18 protein-coding genes are annotated in these 19,043 nt (G+C 41.5%); 11 read left to right on the top strand and 7 right to left on the bottom strand.

All coding sequences use genetic code 11. The annotated features are described in order from the left end of the window. Position 1: 1 nt before the first annotated feature. The gene (locus WAE59_RS22525) at positions 2 to 493 is read right to left on the bottom strand and encodes an acyl-CoA thioesterase (protein WP_337858250.1); all 492 of its coding nucleotides are present in this window, start codon (positions 491 to 493) and stop codon (positions 2 to 4) included. A 75-nt stretch (positions 494 to 568) separates the two neighbouring features. On the opposite strand from WAE59_RS22525, the gene WAE59_RS22530 reads away from it, so the two are divergent. Beyond that, positions 569 to 1,000 carry an Hsp20/alpha crystallin family protein gene (locus WAE59_RS22530; protein WP_337858251.1) on the top strand — a complete coding sequence of 144 codons (432 nt, stop codon included), beginning with the start codon at positions 569 to 571 and terminating at the stop codon, positions 998 to 1,000. A 60-nt stretch (positions 1,001 to 1,060) separates the two neighbouring features. Here WAE59_RS22530 and WAE59_RS22535 read toward each other — a convergent pair whose 3' ends face one another. The 3 genes from WAE59_RS22535 to WAE59_RS22545 all read right to left on the bottom strand — a co-directional run bounded on the left by WAE59_RS22535 (position 1,061) and on the right by WAE59_RS22545 (position 4,897). Continuing rightward, entirely contained in the window at positions 1,061 to 2,452 is a 1,392-nt protein-coding gene (locus tag WAE59_RS22535) for an arginine decarboxylase (RefSeq protein WP_337858252.1), read from the bottom strand. Between the two features lie 89 nt (positions 2,453 to 2,541). Further along, positions 2,542 to 3,429 carry a citrulline utilization hydrolase CtlX gene (gene ctlX / locus WAE59_RS22540; RefSeq protein WP_337858253.1) on the bottom strand — a complete coding sequence of 296 codons (888 nt, stop codon included), beginning with the start codon at positions 3,427 to 3,429 and terminating at the stop codon, positions 2,542 to 2,544. A 25-nt stretch (positions 3,430 to 3,454) separates the two neighbouring features. Then, entirely contained in the window at positions 3,455 to 4,897 is a 1,443-nt protein-coding gene (locus WAE59_RS22545) for an arginine deiminase family protein (protein ID WP_337858254.1), read from the bottom strand. 76 nt (positions 4,898 to 4,973) lie between these two features. Between WAE59_RS22545 and argS the strand changes: the two genes are divergently transcribed. After that, entirely contained in the window at positions 4,974 to 6,743 is a 1,770-nt protein-coding gene (argS, locus tag WAE59_RS22550) for an arginine--tRNA ligase (RefSeq protein WP_337858255.1), read from the top strand. Positions 6,744 to 6,780: 37 nt separating this feature from the next. On the opposite strand, the gene WAE59_RS22555 is transcribed toward argS, so the two are convergent. After that, a complete protein-coding gene (locus tag WAE59_RS22555) occupies positions 6,781 to 7,914 on the bottom strand; it encodes an AI-2E family transporter (RefSeq protein ID WP_337858256.1) in 1,134 nt (377 codons plus the stop codon). A gap of 90 nt (positions 7,915 to 8,004) precedes the next feature. On the opposite strand from WAE59_RS22555, the gene mnmE reads away from it, so the two are divergent. From mnmE to WAE59_RS22575, 4 genes are all read left to right on the top strand, one after another. Then, complete coding sequence (gene mnmE, locus WAE59_RS22560; protein WP_337858257.1) at positions 8,005 to 9,375, top strand: tRNA uridine-5-carboxymethylaminomethyl(34) synthesis GTPase MnmE; 1,371 nt, start codon at positions 8,005 to 8,007, stop codon at positions 9,373 to 9,375. Positions 9,376 to 9,697: 322 nt separating this feature from the next. Continuing rightward, positions 9,698 to 10,264 carry a helix-turn-helix domain-containing protein gene (locus tag WAE59_RS22565; protein WP_337858258.1) on the top strand — a complete coding sequence of 189 codons (567 nt, stop codon included), beginning with the start codon at positions 9,698 to 9,700 and terminating at the stop codon, positions 10,262 to 10,264. A gap of 3 nt (positions 10,265 to 10,267) precedes the next feature. After that, a complete protein-coding gene (locus WAE59_RS22570; RefSeq protein ID WP_337858259.1) occupies positions 10,268 to 11,479 on the top strand; it encodes a site-specific integrase in 1,212 nt (403 codons plus the stop codon). 61 nt (positions 11,480 to 11,540) lie between these two features. After that, positions 11,541 to 11,771, top strand: a complete 231-nt coding sequence (locus WAE59_RS22575) for a hypothetical protein (protein WP_337858260.1) — start codon at positions 11,541 to 11,543, stop codon at positions 11,769 to 11,771. A 6-nt stretch (positions 11,772 to 11,777) separates the two neighbouring features. Here WAE59_RS22575 and WAE59_RS22580 read toward each other — a convergent pair whose 3' ends face one another. Beyond that, positions 11,778 to 12,125, bottom strand: a complete 348-nt coding sequence (locus WAE59_RS22580) for a helix-turn-helix domain-containing protein (protein WP_337858261.1) — start codon at positions 12,123 to 12,125, stop codon at positions 11,778 to 11,780. 331 nt (positions 12,126 to 12,456) lie between these two features. Here WAE59_RS22580 and WAE59_RS22585 point away from each other — a divergent pair, with 331 nt between their 5' ends. The 5 genes from WAE59_RS22585 (at position 12,457) to WAE59_RS22605 (ending at position 17,513) form a co-directional block, all read left to right on the top strand. Next, positions 12,457 to 12,810 (top strand): hypothetical protein, encoded by a 354-nt coding sequence (locus WAE59_RS22585; protein ID WP_337858262.1) that lies wholly within the window; start codon positions 12,457 to 12,459, stop codon positions 12,808 to 12,810. Between the two features lie 221 nt (positions 12,811 to 13,031). Continuing rightward, the gene (locus WAE59_RS22590; protein ID WP_337858263.1) at positions 13,032 to 13,583 is read left to right on the top strand and encodes a BfmA/BtgA family mobilization protein; all 552 of its coding nucleotides are present in this window, start codon (positions 13,032 to 13,034) and stop codon (positions 13,581 to 13,583) included. A 3-nt stretch (positions 13,584 to 13,586) separates the two neighbouring features. After that, positions 13,587 to 14,492, top strand: coding sequence for a DUF5712 family protein (locus WAE59_RS22595; RefSeq protein ID WP_337858264.1), 906 nt, complete (start codon positions 13,587 to 13,589; stop codon positions 14,490 to 14,492). A 9-nt stretch (positions 14,493 to 14,501) separates the two neighbouring features. Beyond that, on the top strand, positions 14,502 to 16,490 hold the full coding sequence (gene mobC, locus WAE59_RS22600) for a conjugal transfer protein MobC (protein ID WP_337858265.1): 1,989 nt from the start codon (positions 14,502 to 14,504) through the stop codon (positions 16,488 to 16,490). 93 nt (positions 16,491 to 16,583) lie between these two features. Next, positions 16,584 to 17,513, top strand: a complete 930-nt coding sequence (locus tag WAE59_RS22605) for an AlbA family DNA-binding domain-containing protein (protein WP_337858266.1) — start codon at positions 16,584 to 16,586, stop codon at positions 17,511 to 17,513. A gap of 14 nt (positions 17,514 to 17,527) precedes the next feature. Here the strand turns inward: WAE59_RS22605 and WAE59_RS22610 are convergent, their stop codons facing one another. Next, entirely contained in the window at positions 17,528 to 18,850 is a 1,323-nt protein-coding gene (locus WAE59_RS22610; protein ID WP_337858267.1) for a PIN domain-containing protein, read from the bottom strand. Positions 18,851 to 19,043 lie beyond the last annotated feature (193 nt).

Here is a 19,043-nt window from a genome sequence, read left to right on the forward strand (position 1 = left end):
TTTAATTGCCACTTAATTGCTCGAACACCATCATTTTGTTCCTTTCATTTAAGGGAATAGGGGATGATGATTTAGTTTGGTAATCGAAGGCTACACAGACTGTTTTTCCACGGCTGCAGATCACCTCGTCATTATTGACCATTTTTACCAGCAGGTACTCCAGGTCAAAGCTGGTGTTGCCGATACGTGAGGTGCGTACATACATGCTAATTTTATCGTCAATCAGGATAGGAACAACATAGTCTAAGGAGGCTTTTGCAATAACCACCCCAGTCTTTTTCCAGTCCCATCCAATCGCCTGTTTCCAATATTTGGATCTGGCTATTTCCATATATGTAAAATACATAGCGTTGTTTACATGGCCCATCAGATCAAAGTCCGTGAAGCGCGTCTCTATATTGGTTTTATACTTGAAACTGTCGAATTGGTTAAGTATGTCTGTCTTTTTGTCTGTCTCTTTTGTTTTAGTGCGCCAAAATGTCTTGAATATCATAAAAAATACGGTTGGTATAAGAGTTGAATATGTGTTTGTATCAAGTTAAAAATTAAAAAATAGGAGAATATCAAAATGACATTAGTAAAATTTAACAACAGAACCAGGAATACTGCACCTTACTTTAACAACGTTTTTGATTCATTGTTCAGTGAGGCGATAAATAAAAATTTAACCGTAAATAAAGTACCGGGAGTCAACATTTTAGAAACTGAAAATGCTTATAAGATTGAAGTTGCTGCCCCTGGTCTCAACAAAGAAGACTTCCAGATCAATGTAAAGAAAGATACCTTGTCGGTATGGGCTGAGAAGAAAGGGGAAGCGCAAGAGGAGAAGAAAGATTATACCCGTAAAGAATTCGATTATTATTCTTTCGCAAGATCTTTCATATTGCCTGAAACGGTAAATACGGATCAGATCAGTGCAGAGTATATCAATGGAATCCTGAACATCACGATTGGCAAAGACACTGCACAATCACAAAGCAAAGAAATAAAAGTTTCATAAATAGGTTTATTTGGTTTTTAAGAAGAAGGGCGATGCTGGATGGCATCGCCCTTTCTTGTTTTAGGTATAACCTAGTATTTTTAGTACCTGTTTACTGTTCTGTTCTTCTCCGAAGACCTCAAAGTTGAATGTCTCGTCCCGGTTCCTCCGGATGATCACGTGTTTAGGACTGGGCAGCAAGCAGTGGTGAATACCACCGTAGCCACTCAATACTTCCTGATAAGCCCCTGTGTTGAAGAAACCCAGGTATTGAACTTTTCTGGTTTTTGGCATAAACACACTGTTCATATGTGCTTCCTGATTGTAATAATCCTGCCCGTCGCAGGTAATCCCACCGAGGTTTACGCGCTCATATTCTGCATCCCAGTTGTTGATCGGAAGCAGAATGTATTTCTGGTTCAGTGCCCATACATCAGGTAAGTTCGTGATAAAAGAACCATCAAGCATCAGCCATTTTTCCCTGTCGTTCTGTTGTTTACGTCCCAATACTTTATACAATATACCAGAAGCTTCTGCTACCGTATATTTTCCAAATTCTGTAATGATATCCGGTTCTACCACATCATGTTCAGCACAGATTTCCTTGATCCTTTTCACGATCTCGTTTACCATGTACTCATAATCGAAATCAAATACCAGCGAATCTTTGAAAGGCATACCACCACCGATGTCCAGGGTATCCAGTTCAGGGTTGATCTTTTTGAATTTGCAATATAGTGTCACATATTTCTCCAGCTCGTTCCAGTAATACGGAGAATCGGTAATACCGGAATTGATGAAAAAGTGCAGGAGTTTTACCCTGAAATTTGGGTTTGCAGAGATCTTGTTGTTGTAGAAGTCGATCACATCTTCCATACGTACACCGAGACGGGAAGTATAGAACTGTGAGTCAGGCTGCTCTTCAGCAGCGATCCGGATGCCCAGGTTACATGGCGTATCCATCTCCACTTCATCATCAAAAAGGTTAAATTCTTCTTTGTTGTCCAATACTGGGATGATGTTTTTATAACCATCGTGCAGCATATCGATGATATACTGCTTATATTGATAAGTCTTGAAACCGTTACAGATTACCGTGATGTCCTTGGTCAAAGCACCTTTTTTTTCCAGGGCTTCAATCATTGGCATGTCAAAAGCAGATGATGTTTCCAGGTGAATACCGTTCTTCAGTGCTTCTTCAACAATGTGACGAAAGTGGGAACTCTTTGTACAGTAACAATACTTATAGTCTCCGCGGTAATTATTCTTTAAGATAGCAGTCTGAAATAAGATTTTTGCCTGCTGGATCTTTTTGCTGATCATTGGAAGGTAAGTAAAACGCAATGGAGTACCATAGGTTTCAATCATTTCCATCAGATTGAGATCTTGAAAATACAATTCGTCGTCTATAATATCGTAGCCTTCCTGTGGAAAGCCAACACTTAGATCAAGAAATTCGGAGTAACTCTGCATTTATGGTCAATATAATTTTTGCAAAAATGTAATTTTAAATCGAGAAAAAACGGTTATTAATTAAAATACTGTCATCGGCAAGTATAAATCTATCTTTCCTCCAAATGGATTTCAGCAAGCATGCAGCGTGCACTTCCGCCACCATTTTTTTCTATAGTATCTAAAGGCGAATGAACCAGACGGCAGTACTTTTCCAAAAGAAAGACCTGCATTTCTGTCAATGATGTATAAGCCTGTTCAGACATCACCAACAGTCCGTCGCCCTTTTTGTTTTTTACCTGCAACATATTGCCTGCAAAATGGTTCATCTGGTTCATACTGATCTCAATGATTTCCTTTTCGGTTTGGATGAGGTACTGCATGACCATTTCCCTTTCCTGATAATTTTGAATAGACTCCAGGCAAATGACGACAAAATCGTCGCCAATACACATCATTACATTGGTATGGTAAATAGGAAAGCCATCCTGATCATCTGCTTTAAATGTTACTGCGGTATAGCCGGAGATCTTGCACCAGTCGGCCAATACCTGTTCATTAGTTCTTAAAGACAGGCAGGCGTAAGCTAATTTATGCTCGCGGTCCAGCACCATACTTCCGGTTCCTTCTAAAAAGAGTTCCTGATTTTCATATTCCGAAAGATCGGTGACCATGTCTATGCTAAACTTAGCCCCCAGCTGTTCGATGATGTCCTTTCTGCGTTCCAGCCTGCGGTTTTCTGAAAACATGGGGTAGAGGAAAATTTCAGCATTGTCATGAAAGGATATCCAGTTATTGGGGAATATGGAATCCGGTGTTTCCGGATCGATGGTGTCATTGATGACTGTGACATCCACACCATTGTTGCGCAGTAATTCCAGGAACTGATCAAATTCTTTTAAAGCCAGGTCCTGAACACCATTCTGTTCAGAGGCCTGCTGAAATTTATTGTTTCCGGCCGTTTGTTCATTGAACTTGAAATCCACTGGTCGGATCATGAGTATGTGGTTGGTCGTCTGCATATTACAATTCATCTCTTAGTATGGGTAAACTCATGCAATGAAAACCACCCCTAGCTCGTGAAAGTTCAGCAGAAGGCATCAAGATCAATGTGTCGGTGATGTTTTCCGTACTCATTCTCTCATTTTCCAGGTCATCGATCAAGTCCTTCACTTTTACAATATTGAAACCCCTGGTTCTGAAGGCCTCCACGGTTTTGTCATTGCGGTCGTAGCCCAAAACCACGCCTTCCTTGATTGCCAATAGGTTACAGGAATCCGTCCATTGTTCACGGGCATCATAAGGAAAAGCTCCGTTGCCGCTATAAATGAACTGTGTCTTTTCGGTACTGCCCAATTCATTCCGACTGATGTCGTCTAGGAGATCCTCTATACTATTGAAAGTCTTCGGTTTTTCCAGCCCTTTGCTGAACTGAATGATTTCGGTAAGATTTTGGTTGTCGGGTGGGACCAGGAAATTGATGGGTTCATTTGGATTCGTCTGCTGGTTCTTTGAAATGGAGCTCAATATTGTCCACACGTTTCTTTTCACTTGTGTAAATACGGTGTCGATGTGCATAAAGTCGCGTTTGTTGGGGATCTTAACGATCGTTACCTTGCTAACCACGTTGTTATCAAACAAGAGTTTTATAGCTTCATTGGCGCCGTAAGCGGAAGTCCGCTCGCTGCAACCGATGAGCACATGTTGCGGACTCACCATCATGACGTCCCCACCTTCCAGTGTCGTTCTATGGTCCTCTTCCTCACCGGGGCGGAGGAAATGCTGGGCCACATCCGGAATTTCCAGAATGTTATTCGCATAGGCGGCAAAGAGGGGGTGGTTGAAAAATATGTAACGCATCAGAAGGGTTTCGCGACTGCGTGCCTTCTTTGCCGGTTTATTTAATAAAATGTAATTATTGATGGTGATGCCCACATCCCTGGTAAAGATCAAATTGGGGATGGGTGCAAAAATCATCAGGTCATTGGCCATGCTTCCGGAAATAAAGATGGTAGCCAGTTCCCTTGCATCCGTCTGGATCATTTCCAGTTGCAGTTTATAAGTGCAGCCTTCTATAGCGCAAACGGCTGCTGTCAGTTTCTTTTTGATAGAAGCATCTTCCAGGATGTCCGACAGCAGGTTTTGTATTTCTATCACTTCAGTAGAGCGGTGGAAACCGTCTGAATTTGGTTTGAAAAAGCTCCTGTCCGATTCGGAGGCGTCGATCTCAGCCAATTTTCCCTTGATCTTTTCAGGATCAAGAAAATACATGAGCAGTTTCAGGTAATAATCGTATTCTTCTTTGCGGATCGTATCCAGGTGAACGATATCTTCAAACAGCCAATCCTGTGCTTTGGAAGGAACCACTTTTCCCAGCCCGCTATCCGGACTATGGATCAGCAATTTGCGTAACCTGCCGATCTCGGTGCTTACACTTACTCTAAAATCTTTGTTTTGCTCAGTCATAATAAGTTGTAGTCGGACAAAGCTATCTAAATTTTTAGAATTTAATATTCGCTCATTATTGCTTATTTTTGGCGATATGGATTTTATCATTACCGAAGCAATTAAGGGTATTCAGCAGCTGTATAATGAAGTTGTTCCTGAAAGCCTGATCAACATACAGGACACGCGTAAAGAATTTGAAGGACAAGCCACAATCGTAGTTTTTCCTATTGTGAAGTACTCTAAAAAATCACCGGAACAAACTGCAAACGACCTGGGCAACTACCTGGTGGAGCATGTGGATGTGATTAGCGGATTCAATGTGGTGAAGGGATTTTTGAATCTTAGCATTGCTCATGAATATTGGCTGAACCTCTTCAATACCGAACTGCTGAATCCTGCTTTTGGAACTTTCAGCCCAAATGGACAAAAGGTGATGGTCGAATATTCCTCACCAAATACAAATAAACCCTTGCATCTGGGGCATGTGCGGAACAATTTGCTCGGGTACTCCGTAGCAGAACTCCTAAAAGCGGTGGGCTATGAGGTATTTAAAGTAAATCTGGTGAATGACAGGGGGATTCATATCTGCAAATCGATGCTGGCCTGGCAGAAATGGGGCGAGGGAGAAACTCCCGAGAGTTCATGTCTGAAGGGGGACCATCTGGTGGGTAAGTATTATGTGATCTTTGACAAAGAATACAAAAAGGAGATTGAATCTCTAAAGGCAGAAGGCCAGACAGAAGAAGAAGCTAAGAAAAATGCACCGCTGATCAGAGCTGCACAAAAGATGTTGCAGGATTGGGAAGCTGGTGATGCGGATGTAATTCAGCTTTGGAAAACCATGAATGGCTGGGTATACGATGGCTTTGAAGTAACCTATAAAAACCTGGGTGTTGATTTCGACCAGTATTATTACGAAAGCAACACTTATCTTTTGGGAAAAGGAGCAGTAGAAGAGGGGCTGGCCAAAGGTGTTTTCTTTAAAAAGGAAGATGGCTCCGTATGGATAGATCTTACGGAAGATGGCCTGGACCAGAAGCTTGTCTTACGTGCAGACGGTACTTCGGTCTACATCACGCAGGACATTGGTACTGCTGAAATGAAGCAGGAAGATTTCAATATGGACAAGTCTATTTACGTGGTAGGTAATGAGCAGGATTATCATTTTAAAGTGCTCTTCCTGATCCTGGAAAAACTCGGTAAATCCTGGGCTAAGGGACTTTATCATTTGTCATACGGCATGGTGGATCTTCCCAGCGGAAAAATGAAATCAAGAGAAGGGACTGTGGTAGATGCTGATGACCTTATTGCAGAGATGGTGGCTACAGCCAGGCAAAAAACTGAGGTATTGGGTAAGGTGAACGATTTTTCAGAAGAAGAGAAAGAAGGACTTTATCAACAAATCGGATTGGGTGCCCTGAAGTATTTTCTGCTCAAAGTAGAACCGAAAAAACGTTTGTTGTTTGACCCTTCAGAGTCTATTGACTTCCAGGGAAATACAGGGCCTTTTATACAGTACACTCATGCACGCGTAAAGTCACTGCTGGCTAAAGCCGATTACACTGGAGGACAGCCTGTTTCCGCAGTAGCCATTACAGCAACCGAATTGGATATGATCATCCTGCTGGCGAAATATCCATCAGAACTGTTGGCCGCTGCAGCCGCCTATAGTCCTGCTACCCTGGCCAATTACCTGTATGAAGTAGCCAAAATGTTTAATAAATTCTACCATGAAGTTCCGCCGATTGTAAAAGAAGAAGACCAATCAGCGAAACAAAACCGGTTAAATCTCTGTGCCGTTACCGCGCAGGTATTGAAATCAGGAATGAAACACCTGGGCATTGAAGTTCCGGAAAGGATGTAATCTTTGTAAGATTTGAGATAAAAACAAAAGAGAAGGATTAATCCTTCTCTTTTGTTTTTTCTACCCCTGGCTTAGTTGCTACAGGCTTTTTCTTTCTGAAGGTAGGGAAGGTCATCGGACTCCTGGTTGGCCGCTCATCACCAAGCAACACGCCCCATTGTTTAAAAGTTTCCGTTCTGTCGAAGATCACTTTAAGTACTGCGATCAGCGGCATGGATAAAAACATTCCCGAGACCCCTGCGATACTTCCACCAATAATGACCCCCAGGATCGCAAACAAAGCATTTATTTTAACCTTAGAGCCTACAATTCTAGGCATCAGGATGTTATTATCCAAAAACTGAACGGCTGCAATGACCCCCAGAACCGTAACGACGGGCCAAAGCTCGGTTGAAGAAGTCAGGGTCAGCATCACCCCAATTATGTTACCCACCAAGGCACCTACATAAGGAATCAGGTTCAGGATTGCGAAGATCACACCGATCAGCAAGGCATGTTTGATGCCGATCAACAATAAAATACCCCCCAAAAGGATGGTCATGTAAGTGACCTGAATGAGCAGTCCGACCAGATAATTTTTGATGATTGCTTCCGTTTCATAGATCGCCTCTTTCACCTTTGGATGGTGATCTGGTTTGAACCACATGAAAATGAACCGCAGCAAAATGTCTTTATAAAACAACATTAGATAAATGTAGATAGGCAGTAGGCCAACGAATACAAACACTGAGCTCAATGTAACTGCTGCACCGCTTGCAGCTTTACCCGCCATTCCCAAAAGATCATTGCTTTTGTCGTTGATGAATTTTACCTGTTCTGTAGTAGAAAAGTTGCTCATGCTGCTGATCCAGCTGCTCAATGCATTGAGGTGAATGCTTACGTTCTTCTTGATCTCAGGGAAATCGTTCACGAGCATACCTACCTGCGCTGAAAAAAACCAGATGATGAGGCCAAGGAAAATGGCGAGCATCAGAATCGGGAGTATGATTGCCGCAACTTCAGGGAACTTCCATTTCTTAAGAAAACGGAAAACCGGCAGCAATACGATGCTGATGAAAAATGCCATTATCACCGGCATGATGATGTTGCTGGCCAGGAATAAAATAGCGATGACCAGGACGATTCCAAGAAGTTCAATGGATCGTCTTACGGTGAGCGGCATGTCTGTCATGAAGGTTAGATTAGTGTTTTAAAGGTAAAAAGATGGTACATTTCAAACAGTAACACTACAAGGTATGAAATGTTTGGCTAGTTTTGCGGAATGATTACAAATGAGACCATCGTCGCCTTATCTACGCCACCCGGAATCGGTGCCATAGGTGTAATTCGCCTTTCAGGTAAAAATGCCATTTCCATTACCAACGCTGTATTTAGCGGAAAAAACTTGTTGGAACAAGCATCTCACACCATACATTTCGGTTTGATCAAGGACGGCAATGTAGTCATAGACGAAGTGCTGGTTAGTCTTTTTGTAGGTCCAAAATCCTATACCAAAGAGCATGTTGTAGAAATTTCATGCCATGGCTCCAATTACATCATTCAACAAATCATCAATTTGCTGATAAAACATGGTGCTTCTGCGGCTAAACCTGGCGAATTTACCTTAAGGGCATTTTTAAATGGAGGCATGGACCTTTCACAGGCTGAAGCTGTTGCAGATTTGATTTCTTCAGATTCTGCTGCTACGCATCAGGTGGCCATGAACCAGTTAAGAGGCGGTTTCAGCACTGAACTCAATGTGCTGAGAGAGCAGCTGATACATTTTGCTTCCATGATAGAACTCGAGCTTGATTTTGCAGAAGAGGATGTGGAATTTGCTAATCGTGATCAGCTACAGGAACTCATCACCAAAATCACGTTAGTCCTCAACAAACTGATCCGTTCCTTTGAACTCGGCAATGTCATCAAAGAAGGCATCAATACGGTGATCGCAGGGCGGCCGAATGCAGGCAAGTCCACCTTGTTAAATGCTTTGTTAAATGAAGACCGTGCAATTGTAAGTGACATTGCGGGTACTACACGTGATACCATTGAAGAAATACTAAATATCAATGGCATTAATTTCCGGCTCATTGACACTGCGGGGATTCGTGAAGCTACAGATACTATAGAAGCAATAGGAGTGGAGAAGACAATGCAGAAGATCAGCCAGTCTGCCGTATTGGTTTATTTGTTTGACGTAGTTAACCTGTCAGCCACTGAAATACGTGAAGACATTCTCAGTCTGCACCGACCTGGTATGGCTTTTATCGCTGTCGCCAATAAGATTGACCTCTCCTATAGTGACCGTTTAAAAGAACTCAAGTTGCCTGCTGACATTCAGTTTATTTCGATTTCTGCGAAGGAGAATCAGCAGATCGAAGAATTGAAACAACTGCTCTATGAAACCGCTGTCGGAGACAAGTTATCTGACAACCATACTATGGTGACCAATATCCGTCACCTGGAAGCGCTGCAACGTACCAAATCGGCTCTGGCCAATGTATCCCAGGGATTGGACAATCCTGTTACTTCCGATTTCCTGGCTATGGATATTAAACAAGCACTGTACTACTTAGGTGAAATCACTGGTCAAGTTACTACAGACGATTTGCTGGAGAATATCTTTAGCAAGTTCTGTATCGGCAAATAATCGGTGATAATTACTGCATAATTACGATAAATAACGACAACTAAATAGCTTATTGTTAATAAGTTATGTTAATTTCTTTCGTCCAATTTTTTGGATATATCCCATAGTTTTTCTGACTTTTGTTACTCATTTGTAACTCGAGTAGCCAAATATTTACTCTAAAAAATCTCAGGGTAAATTATGGCTCTTAGTTCCTCTTAATTCCAATTAAATCGCCCTAATTACGCTAAATGGGCCTAAATCCGGGTCAGCTGACTACCGATGATTTAGTGGAACAAAGAGATTCTCAAGGAGCAGGTGAAAAGGCTTAATTTATGATGCAATGAGTTCGAATTTATCTGTTAAAAGAATTTGTGAATACTGCGGGAATACTTTCAACGCAAAGACCACTGTAACGCGTTTTTGCAGTCCAAAGTGCAATAGCAGAAATGGAAAGCAACGGCTTCGTGAACTGAAAATCAAAGCTTCCGAGACCCAGGTCAAGCAGACAATTGCCTCAGGAGAAGCCAAACAGCTTTCCGCTGAATTTTTATCTGTCGCAGAAGCATCGAAGTTACTTGGCATCTGTACCAAAACAATATATAACATCGTCTATTCCGGTCGAATAAAAGCGGTTAGGCTTTCTGAGAGAAAAATAATTATCAGAAGGACTGAAATCGACAAGATCTTCGAGCAACCAGATTTTTTGGCGAAGAAAATAGAAAAACCAAAGAAACAGCCACCGATCCGATATTGCTACAACATGGCCGAGGCTCAGGAAAAATTCAAATTTTCTGAGAAGGCACTATATGACTTAATTAACAGACATAACATTTCCAAGTATCGGAATGGCAGGTACACTTATGTATTGAAATCTGATCTGGAAAGAATTTTAAACGTAAACAAATAGACTATGGCTAAGGTAAAGATGAGAATGAGAACGATAGCTAATAACAGGAAGAGCATTTTACTTGATTATTCACCCCCGATTAAAAACCCGGTTAACGGTAAACTGCATAGGTTTGAAACCCTCAAGCTCTACATTTACGATAATCCGGCGGATCAATGGGAGCGTCAGCATAATAAGGAAACGATGATACTGGCCCGTACGGTTTGCGCACAGCGCCAACTTGATATCCAGAACCGTAGGTTTGGTTTCCTGTCTGACGCCATCAGAAACTCCAGTTTCATAGACTTTTTTAGGACAGAAGCGCGCAAAAAACAGCAATCGCTATCTGATGATTGGGCGATGGGGTTGCGGTATTTTATCGCATTTGCGGGGCATGACCTTAAGTTTCCCGAACTCAATGACTATTTGTGTGAAGATTATAAAATCTACTTGCTTAGTGGTCCGGCAATCAGCAGAAAAGGCAGACCAATAAAACGAAACACTGCAGTCTGTTATTATGCGAAGTTGAGGCATGTCTTACGCATCGCCTATAAGAAGGGAATCATACCACAAGATCTGCATTCGATTGTAAAGCCAATTACCCCTAAAGAGACGCATAGGGAACGTTTAACTCTTGAAGAGTTCCAACATTTGTCAGAAACTCCTGCTGATTCGGATTTGATGCGAAGGGCTGCACTGTTCTCCGGGCTTACCGGTTTGAGGTTTTCTGACGTGTCTACACTGAAATGGTCGGAGTTAAGAGGGACGGCAGGGAAATATGAATTGCAATTTTCACAAGAAAAAACAGAGGCCGCTGAAGTGATGCCGATATCCGATCAGGCAGTTTCTTTTATGGGTGATCAGTCTAACAGTCATACACTTGTTTTTCATGGTTTAAGGTATTCCAGGTTGAAGACTTTCTTTACCCATTGGCTCGCCGCTGCTGGTATCAATAAGAACATCACTTTCCATAGTTTTCGGCATACCTTTGCTACGCTGCAGCTGGAGCTGGGGACGGATATCTATACGGTTTCTAAAATGTTAGGCCATAAAGCTTTTAAGAATACAGAGATCTATGCTAAAATTGTGGATAAGACCAAACGGAAGGCCGCAGACAAAATTATGCTAAAAATGCCTGAAGCGGTGGTTAATGTGGATGCTGAAGAAGACGTACGACCAGCAGCCTTTAAGTTTATCGTACATCGGAATGAAAAACCAATGTCCAATCGCTCATAAAATTATTCGTTATGCAATTGTCGACGCAATAAAAGCACATTTTCAACGCTATACTTGCACTATGGGTTTACTAATGCGCATTAATTATGATGATAAAGACTACAATTACACCATCATTACCAAAGGAATTACTAAAGAGACAAAGTCAATACAGATTAATCTGAATGATATGGAATATGAGCTGGTCTGCAATTCAAAAGGAGATTGGGACGCTGTTGATGCGACTGTAAGTGATCAGCCCGACTTACTTAAAGCAATCGGAAGGAATATCAAACTCCGGTATAGGTTGTAATTGATGTTAGACAAAATTTTTATGCTTATTTAGTATCTTCATACGTTCTTCGGCATCTTTTCGGATTTCTTCTATTTTTTTTCTCTTTGATGCGATAATCCATTTTTTGAGGTCAGTCTTGTTGAAGTACAACCTTTTGCCAGATTTACTTACTGGGATCTCCTGTCTGCTCACTTTTGTGTATAAGGCGGCTACTGTCACCTTCAAAAATTCGGCTGCTTCCTGGATGGTTAAAAGTTCGTTCTCCTGGGGGGCTTTCGGCTGTAGCTCAATTAGCATTTCTTCGATATGCTCCACCTTTTCGAACAGTCTTCTAACTACTTCCGGAAGTTTGTCAAAACTAAATGGCTCCATATAGCAGATTTAGCTATTAACCAGTGAATAAGAAATGCAGAGCACATACAGATGTATGCATGATTTTGCAATTGTATATCGGGGCCCGATTCTTGAAATGAATATTGAATATGCTATGGACATGGTAAATCTATTGAGGATTACAATATTGCATAATCTGAATAATCTGTTTTCAGTAAACAAGGGTACTGGGGATAAAAAATTCCTAGTGGCATTCTAAAACTCATTTATTGATCCTTATTTTTCCAGAATAAATTATTCGGTACTACCCAAATCTACCTAAAACGGTCCCTGTGGCTTCTTCACTTTTGTGTCCATAAAATGAATAACCATGGAAAACAACTCAAACGTACTCCAGTTTAATGCTGCATTGGATGCAGGTCTTGAACCAAGAAATTACTCTTATAAAAAAGAAGAAGTGCCATTAGGCAATTACGATGCCCGACTGGATTTCATGATCTGGTCTAAAAACGGGAATGCCATCAATTGCTTCTTTACGGTATTCCCGTCCGGCCAGTTGATCAGTCTTTCCGTATACAAAAATACTGATGCTGATTTCCTCCTGGGAAACTTAGCTGTATGCAGGCTTGGTTTCGGTACCGTATTTCATCTGAACGTGGAGCAGAATTTCAAAGGCTATCCAAGACTGGTAAGCATGGAACCACAGGATATCAGCCCCACCTAAAAGTCCCCCTTTCCTCATAAAGTGGCACTGTCCTGCATTTCTACCTGAAGTCCTTTTCCCTACAGAAAAGGAGCAAGCGGAAGTTGGGCAGGGCCCTACTTTTCCCCCTCATTGCGCTGCAATCGGTCGTAGAAGTATACTCCGGGTATACTTTAGGCCACTGGCCATATCCTAAACGCATAAAATAGTATACCCTCCGGTATACTCCAACCTGAAATGCCATGAACGAAGACAACAATAAGACCATAAGATTTTCCAAGACCACAGACCAGAAACTCGAAAAACTCAGTCAGAAATTTAGCCGGAATAAGCTGCTGTTGTTTAATCAGATGGTAGATTACTTCTACAAAACCAGCAAAGATCCTTCAGACATCAGCGACGAACTGCTGAAAAAGATGCTGGCTAAAAGCCACGATACCTATACCAGTTTCATCAAAGCACAGGAGAAAATCCTGCTCATTCCAATGCGGCAGGATGTTAGCCGCATGATCAGCAACCAGGAGCAGATCGTCAAATACTTCAATGATCAGGTCTTAAAAGCCAATAAGGAGTTGTTACAGAATCAGCAGGGGATCGTCCGGCATTTTACCGAAACCGCCCAGTTGATGAAAAGTCTGAAAGAAGGGCAGGAGGATAAAAGCAGCCTGAAGATGAAGTTTATGTACATCCTGAACAATTATATCAAAGCCAGGGACAGCTTCAGTTTCACCACTTCCGCTAAAGAAAAGGAAGAATTGATTCTGGAGACACGGAAACTGGTCGCTAAACTCTAAGTCATGCACATCAATATTACCGATAGCGAGAAAGGCAATAATACCGGCAGCAGTGGCCAGTTGGTACACTACCTGGACAAAGAGAACAGGCTAGATGCGAAGAAGGCTCCTGAACCTTGGTTTAACGGCGAGGGTCTGCAGATCGAATCTTATGAAGTGAAATCCCGGATGGATCAGAACATCGCCAAGTTGTGCAGGAAGGATGCTAAATTTTTCCTGATCAACGTCAGCCCCAGTCAAAAGGAAATTGCCCACCTGAAAGCCCTGTATAAAGAAGAAGATGTAAAGCAAGTACTAAAAGCTTACGCGGTGAAAGTCATGAACGAATATGCCAGAAACTTTAACCGACCAGGAATTAAAAGCCATAAAGATCTGCTTTGGTACGGCAAGGTCGAAAACTACCGGTATTATTCGCACAAAGATACAGCAGTGAAAAAGGGGCTTAAAAAAGCAGGGGAACGAAAGGAAGGGGAGCAACTGCATGTTCAGATCATTGTGAGCCGTAAAGACATCAGTAACAAAATCAAACTCAGTCCGATGAATAACTCTGATGGTAAAAATCAAAAGCATTCTAAGCAGATGGGAGAGTTCAACCGGTCTGCCTTTAAACACTCAGGGGAAAGATTGTTTGATCAGTTGTTCCGTTTTCAGCGCGGGCTAACAGAAACTTTTGCGTATGCCAATGCACAGAAGAACGGAAGCCTGGAAGAAAGATTAGCCATGCAACAGCGCATCGAGAAGGGCTTTCACAGCAAAGAGATCACCCCGATACCAAGTATGGAAGAGATTACTGCAACCAACTCTATCGATCTGTTATTGTCAAAAGCCGATTACGATCCTGTAAATAACCAGTTGAAGAAAAAACGCAGAAAAAAGGGACAACAAACCGACCTGCAGCGAGGACTATAACCCAGAATCATGAATACAGGAGAAGACATTCAATCCCTGCGTAAGATCATCGATCTCACGCGGCTGATCAGTATTGTAATACTGGTCATTCATTTTTATCTGTGCTGCTATCAGGTATTTGTTCACTGGGGTCTGAGCGCGGAACTGACCGATAGACTGTTTGATAACATCGCACGCACAGGACTTTTCGCAGACACCTTGAGACCAAAACTAGCCAGCTTACTGTTGTTGCTGATCTCCCTTTTAGGCGTTAAAGGCAAAAAAGACGAAAAGATCCGCATCAATTCTATTGTAGCTTACCTGATCACCGGAGTGCTGCTGTATTTCGTAAGTGTCTTTTGCTTCTATATGCCGGTAGGTGCTGTTCTGATCACGCTGGCTTATATTGGAGTAACCACAACGGGGTATTTGTTGATACTCACAGGAGGCACACTATTGAGTCGTTTGATCAAAGACAAGTTACAGAAGGACATCTTTAATACGGATAATGAGACTTTTCCGCAGGAGGAACGACTGCTGGAAAATGAGTATTCGGTAAATCTGCCCGCTAAATACAGGCTGAAAGATCAGATCAGAGACAGCTGGATCAATGTCATCAATCCATTCCGTGGGTTGCTGGTAGCCGGCACACCGGGTGCCGGTAAATCTTATTTCATCATTCGGCACATCATTGACCAGCACATCGCTAAAGGCTATTCCATGTTCCTGTACGATTTTAAGTTCGATGACCTGAGTAAGATTGCCTACAACAAACTGGTGAAATACCAGGGTAACTATACCGTCAAGCCAAAATTCTATGTGATCAATTTTGACGACCTGAACCGTACGCACCGTTGCAATCCCCTGGATCCGGATAGTATGGACGACCTGACAGATGCGACAGAAGCCAGCCGAACCATCATGATGGGGCTGAACCGAAGCTGGATCAAAAAAGAAGGGGATTTTTTCGTGGAATCGCCAATCAATTTCTTAACGGCTGTGATCTGGTATTTGAGGAAGTATAAGAAGGGGCGGTATTGTACACTACCGCATGTGATCGAATTGATGCAGGCAGATTATGACCAGTTGTTTTCTGTTCTGCAACAGGAGGAAGAAATTAAGGTATTGGTAAATCCTTTCATTTCTGCCTGGCAGAATAAGGCGATGGCACAACTGGAAGGGCAGATAGCCTCCGCTAAGATTGGTCTGGCAAGGTTGTCTTCACCGCAACTGTATTATGTGCTCAGCGGTAATGATTTCACGCTGGATGTCAACAATCCAAAAGAACCTAAGATTGTCTGTGTGGGGAATAACCCGCAAAAATTGCAGGTATACGGCGCTGTACTGTCCTTGTATGTTTCCCGGATGATCAAACTGGTGAACCGAAAGGCGCAGTTGAAAAGCAGTTTGGTGTTTGATGAATTTCCTACGATTTATTTCAACAACATGGACAGCTTGATTGCGACGGCTAGGAGCAACAAGGTGGCGACGACACTGGCGGTTCAGGACTTTAGCCAGTTGAAGAAGGATTATGGTTCGGAACAGGCTGATGTGATTGTTGGGATTGTAGGCAATGTGATCAGTGGGCAGGTGACCGGGGATACAGCAAAGAAGTTGAGTGAGAATTTCGGGAAGATCATGCAGGATCGGGAGAGCCGGAGTATCAACAGTTCGGATATTTCTATTTCCAGGTCTTTGCAGCTGGAGTATGCGATTCCGGCAGCTAAGATTTCAGCGCTTTCTTCCGGGGAGTTTGTGGGGATGGTGGCCGATAACCCGGATCAGAAGATTCAGTTGAAGATGTTCCATTCGGAAATCCAGAATGATCATGGGGCAATTGCAGTGGAGGAAGCTGCTTACAAACCAATCCCAGTTATTGAGCCTGTAAGTTACGGGGACGTGATGGAGAATTACATCCGGATTAAATCGGAGGTGGATGAATTGCTGAAGTCGGAATGTAAGCAGCTGTCTGATCAGGTTCAAAATGATACAGCTGTTCAAACTGAGGTGACATTATAACAAGCGAGTATTTCTGATAAGATATATCTGATGCTCCGGTTGCTCTGTTTAGAATTATGACTATATTGATCCTTTTAAATTAACGCAATTATTATGACTTGGGATCAAGCTAAATTACAATTCTATATCGACGAACAGATTGAAGAAAATATCAATCTAGATTATAAAGCATCAGGTTCACTGGAAAAAACAGATGCGAAGAAAAATGAGATTGCAAAAGATGTTTCGGCATTTGCAAACTCCGACGGAGGCATTATCATATACGGTATGACAGAGAATAATGCAACTGGCAAATACCTTCCTGAAAATATTAATCCTATTGATAGAAATACATTTTCTAAAGAGACGTTGGAGCAGATCATAAATTCTAGAATAAGTCCCAAAATCCACGGCGTTAAAATTCATCCGGTTATTATTGGAGATCCAGTGGATAATCTTGCAGTGTATGTTGTTGAAATTCCACAAAGTAATACCGCCCACCAGGCATTTGATAAGAGATATTATCGGAGATATAACTTTCAGTCGGTTGCAATGGATGACTGGGAGGTAAAGGATATAATTAATAGACAAATCCGGACCCAGGCTAAAGTCACTTTTCGACCCAGATTCCCAGTTGGACACGGAGAATCTTGGATGCGTGCCAATGCTGAAGTTCCTATGGAGTTCGATATCGTTGCAATTAATCTGGGCCAGCTTATAATTCACCATATCGATTTCATAATGATGGGGCCTGTGGGAACAGAAGCTCACATCTATAATTCTACCGTTAGTAATGGGAAAGTTGAGCATTATTTTGCGAATGAAACTAAAAGAACCATCATGTTAGAAGGGGAGGAACATGTTGTTAATGTTCAACGAGATCCTATATTATCGCATACGTTAAGAGTTATTGGCCAGGTCAAGTTTTCTTCATTATTTTTGAAAAGTGACCATAAGATCAGGCTATCCATTGTAACCGATGATAATCGTTCATCTTTTGAAATTACTGGTAAGGAGATCTATGAGACCTTAGTTAGAAGATAATTGTTGAGAATCAACTATTTCGTCAAGACTACATTCAGTTCTCCAGATATCAAATCAGGAACATTGCTGATCATTAATCTGTATTCTATAGAAAAGCTTTTGATTTCTTCAAAAGATTCGAATTGAACAATAAGTGGTTTCAATTTAATTGATTGATTGTGTTTAAGTAATTTAAAGCCGTATTCTACTTCATAGCTATTCGTTTTTTTGATGGATGGTGTGTTTAAACTGCTCATATCCGGCATAGACGGTCTATTAATTGAGTGTATAAACGAAAAGTCCATGGGTTGATGATCAAACTGGCTTTTTGGTTTGTAGGGAACTTTTGGTGCCGATGGTTTCTTTTTATAATCGGCCATATTATATAGCAAAAAACCGTCTGGGAAATGAAGCCAGATGTCAATGTCTTCTGCCGGAACATTTCCGGTATTAAGGAGTTCTAAATTAATGGAGAAAGCTAAAGCCTTTTTTTGTTTGTATCGGTAGTCAGCAGACAAATATGTGAGATAATCCGAAAAATATTGGTCAAGATCTTTGTTGTAATCATCCATTTGTTCCTGACTCAATTGGTTAAACCCAAAATTCAAGTTGGCGAAATTCACGACATTCACTAAAGAAGAAAATCCATTTGTTTCGTTTTCACTATTATCAGGTGGAGCAATGGCTTTTGGTTTCGGTTCTTCCTTTACCAGATAGCTTAATTTACGTTTTTCAGCCTCGTGTAAGTCATTAACGAGCATTTCTCTAGATTCCGTAAATTCCTTGAACTGGTGTTTGAATAGAACTCCACTACCTGTAAAAGCAAGGTTGACTTTAGGAATTCTATTTTTTAAGCTTGAATTTTCCGTTGTTAGCTTTGCGATCAGTTTCTCCTCTTCCGTTTTTTCATTTGGGATAAGGTAGTCTTCAGGAATTTTTAAAGTTTGAATTCCATGGAATTTAGATTTCAACTTTGGCCCGGTATCATGAGTTACAAACCTGACCAGTTTTGTCTGATCTTCTTCCATGAATTCCAGAATCGTTGCTATGATGCAATCATCCTGCTCCTGTCGTTCTAAATTGTATTTGGATAAAGTTGCTTCTTTTGGCTTTTGTAAGCGGTATTCTAACGGATAAGCCAACTCGTCTGCTTCCAATAGACTATCTATTTTTGACAATACTTTTTTTGCACGGTTGGCGATTTTACTATTTGGATTTCTCTTATGCTTATCTAGTTCATCGATTACTGTCGGCGCGAGTATAATTTTAAACTCATCACCTACAAGATCCTTCCATTTGATTTGGTCAAAAAATGTAAAGTGGAGGAAGATATTGGTGTCTAGAAAAAGATGCGTCATAACTTATAATTTAGTGGCTAGATAAAAATAAGCTAATTTATTTAAAAGCCTGCTTCGCTTTAAAATTAGGTGAAAAATCGGAAGATTTCTGTTACCTTTAACATTATGGCAAAGCAAACAACAGAAAGCAAGCCGCCTGTGAGAACGACTCAAACAAAAAGCGGCAAATAAAGACTATGGCTAAAGTGACTAA

It is taken from the genome of Pedobacter sp. GR22-6, from assembly GCF_037402555.1.
GTDB lineage: Bacteria > Bacteroidota > Bacteroidia > Sphingobacteriales > Sphingobacteriaceae > Pedobacter.

Coding starts and splice junctions, on each gene's coding strand:
- WAE59_RS22525 (WP_337858250.1), bottom strand. CDS start 493: ATGATATTCAAGACATTTTGGCGCACTAAAACAAAAGAGACAGACAAA.
- WAE59_RS22530 (WP_337858251.1), top strand. CDS start 569: ATGACATTAGTAAAATTTAACAACAGAACCAGGAATACTGCACCTTAC.
- WAE59_RS22535 (WP_337858252.1), bottom strand. CDS start 2,452: ATGCAGAGTTACTCCGAATTTCTTGATCTAAGTGTTGGCTTTCCACAG.
- ctlX (WP_337858253.1), bottom strand. CDS start 3,429: ATGATCCGACCAGTGGATTTCAAGTTCAATGAACAAACGGCCGGAAAC.
- WAE59_RS22545 (WP_337858254.1), bottom strand. CDS start 4,897: ATGACTGAGCAAAACAAAGATTTTAGAGTAAGTGTAAGCACCGAGATC.
- argS (WP_337858255.1), top strand. CDS start 4,974: ATGGATTTTATCATTACCGAAGCAATTAAGGGTATTCAGCAGCTGTAT.
- WAE59_RS22555 (WP_337858256.1), bottom strand. CDS start 7,914: ATGACAGACATGCCGCTCACCGTAAGACGATCCATTGAACTTCTTGGA.
- mnmE (WP_337858257.1), top strand. CDS start 8,005: ATGATTACAAATGAGACCATCGTCGCCTTATCTACGCCACCCGGAATC.
- WAE59_RS22565 (WP_337858258.1), top strand. CDS start 9,698: ATGAGTTCGAATTTATCTGTTAAAAGAATTTGTGAATACTGCGGGAAT.
- WAE59_RS22570 (WP_337858259.1), top strand. CDS start 10,268: ATGGCTAAGGTAAAGATGAGAATGAGAACGATAGCTAATAACAGGAAG.
- WAE59_RS22575 (WP_337858260.1), top strand. CDS start 11,541: ATGGGTTTACTAATGCGCATTAATTATGATGATAAAGACTACAATTAC.
- WAE59_RS22580 (WP_337858261.1), bottom strand. CDS start 12,125: ATGGAGCCATTTAGTTTTGACAAACTTCCGGAAGTAGTTAGAAGACTG.
- WAE59_RS22585 (WP_337858262.1), top strand. CDS start 12,457: ATGGAAAACAACTCAAACGTACTCCAGTTTAATGCTGCATTGGATGCA.
- WAE59_RS22590 (WP_337858263.1), top strand. CDS start 13,032: ATGAACGAAGACAACAATAAGACCATAAGATTTTCCAAGACCACAGAC.
- WAE59_RS22595 (WP_337858264.1), top strand. CDS start 13,587: ATGCACATCAATATTACCGATAGCGAGAAAGGCAATAATACCGGCAGC.
- mobC (WP_337858265.1), top strand. CDS start 14,502: ATGAATACAGGAGAAGACATTCAATCCCTGCGTAAGATCATCGATCTC.
- WAE59_RS22605 (WP_337858266.1), top strand. CDS start 16,584: ATGACTTGGGATCAAGCTAAATTACAATTCTATATCGACGAACAGATT.
- WAE59_RS22610 (WP_337858267.1), bottom strand. CDS start 18,850: ATGACGCATCTTTTTCTAGACACCAATATCTTCCTCCACTTTACATTT.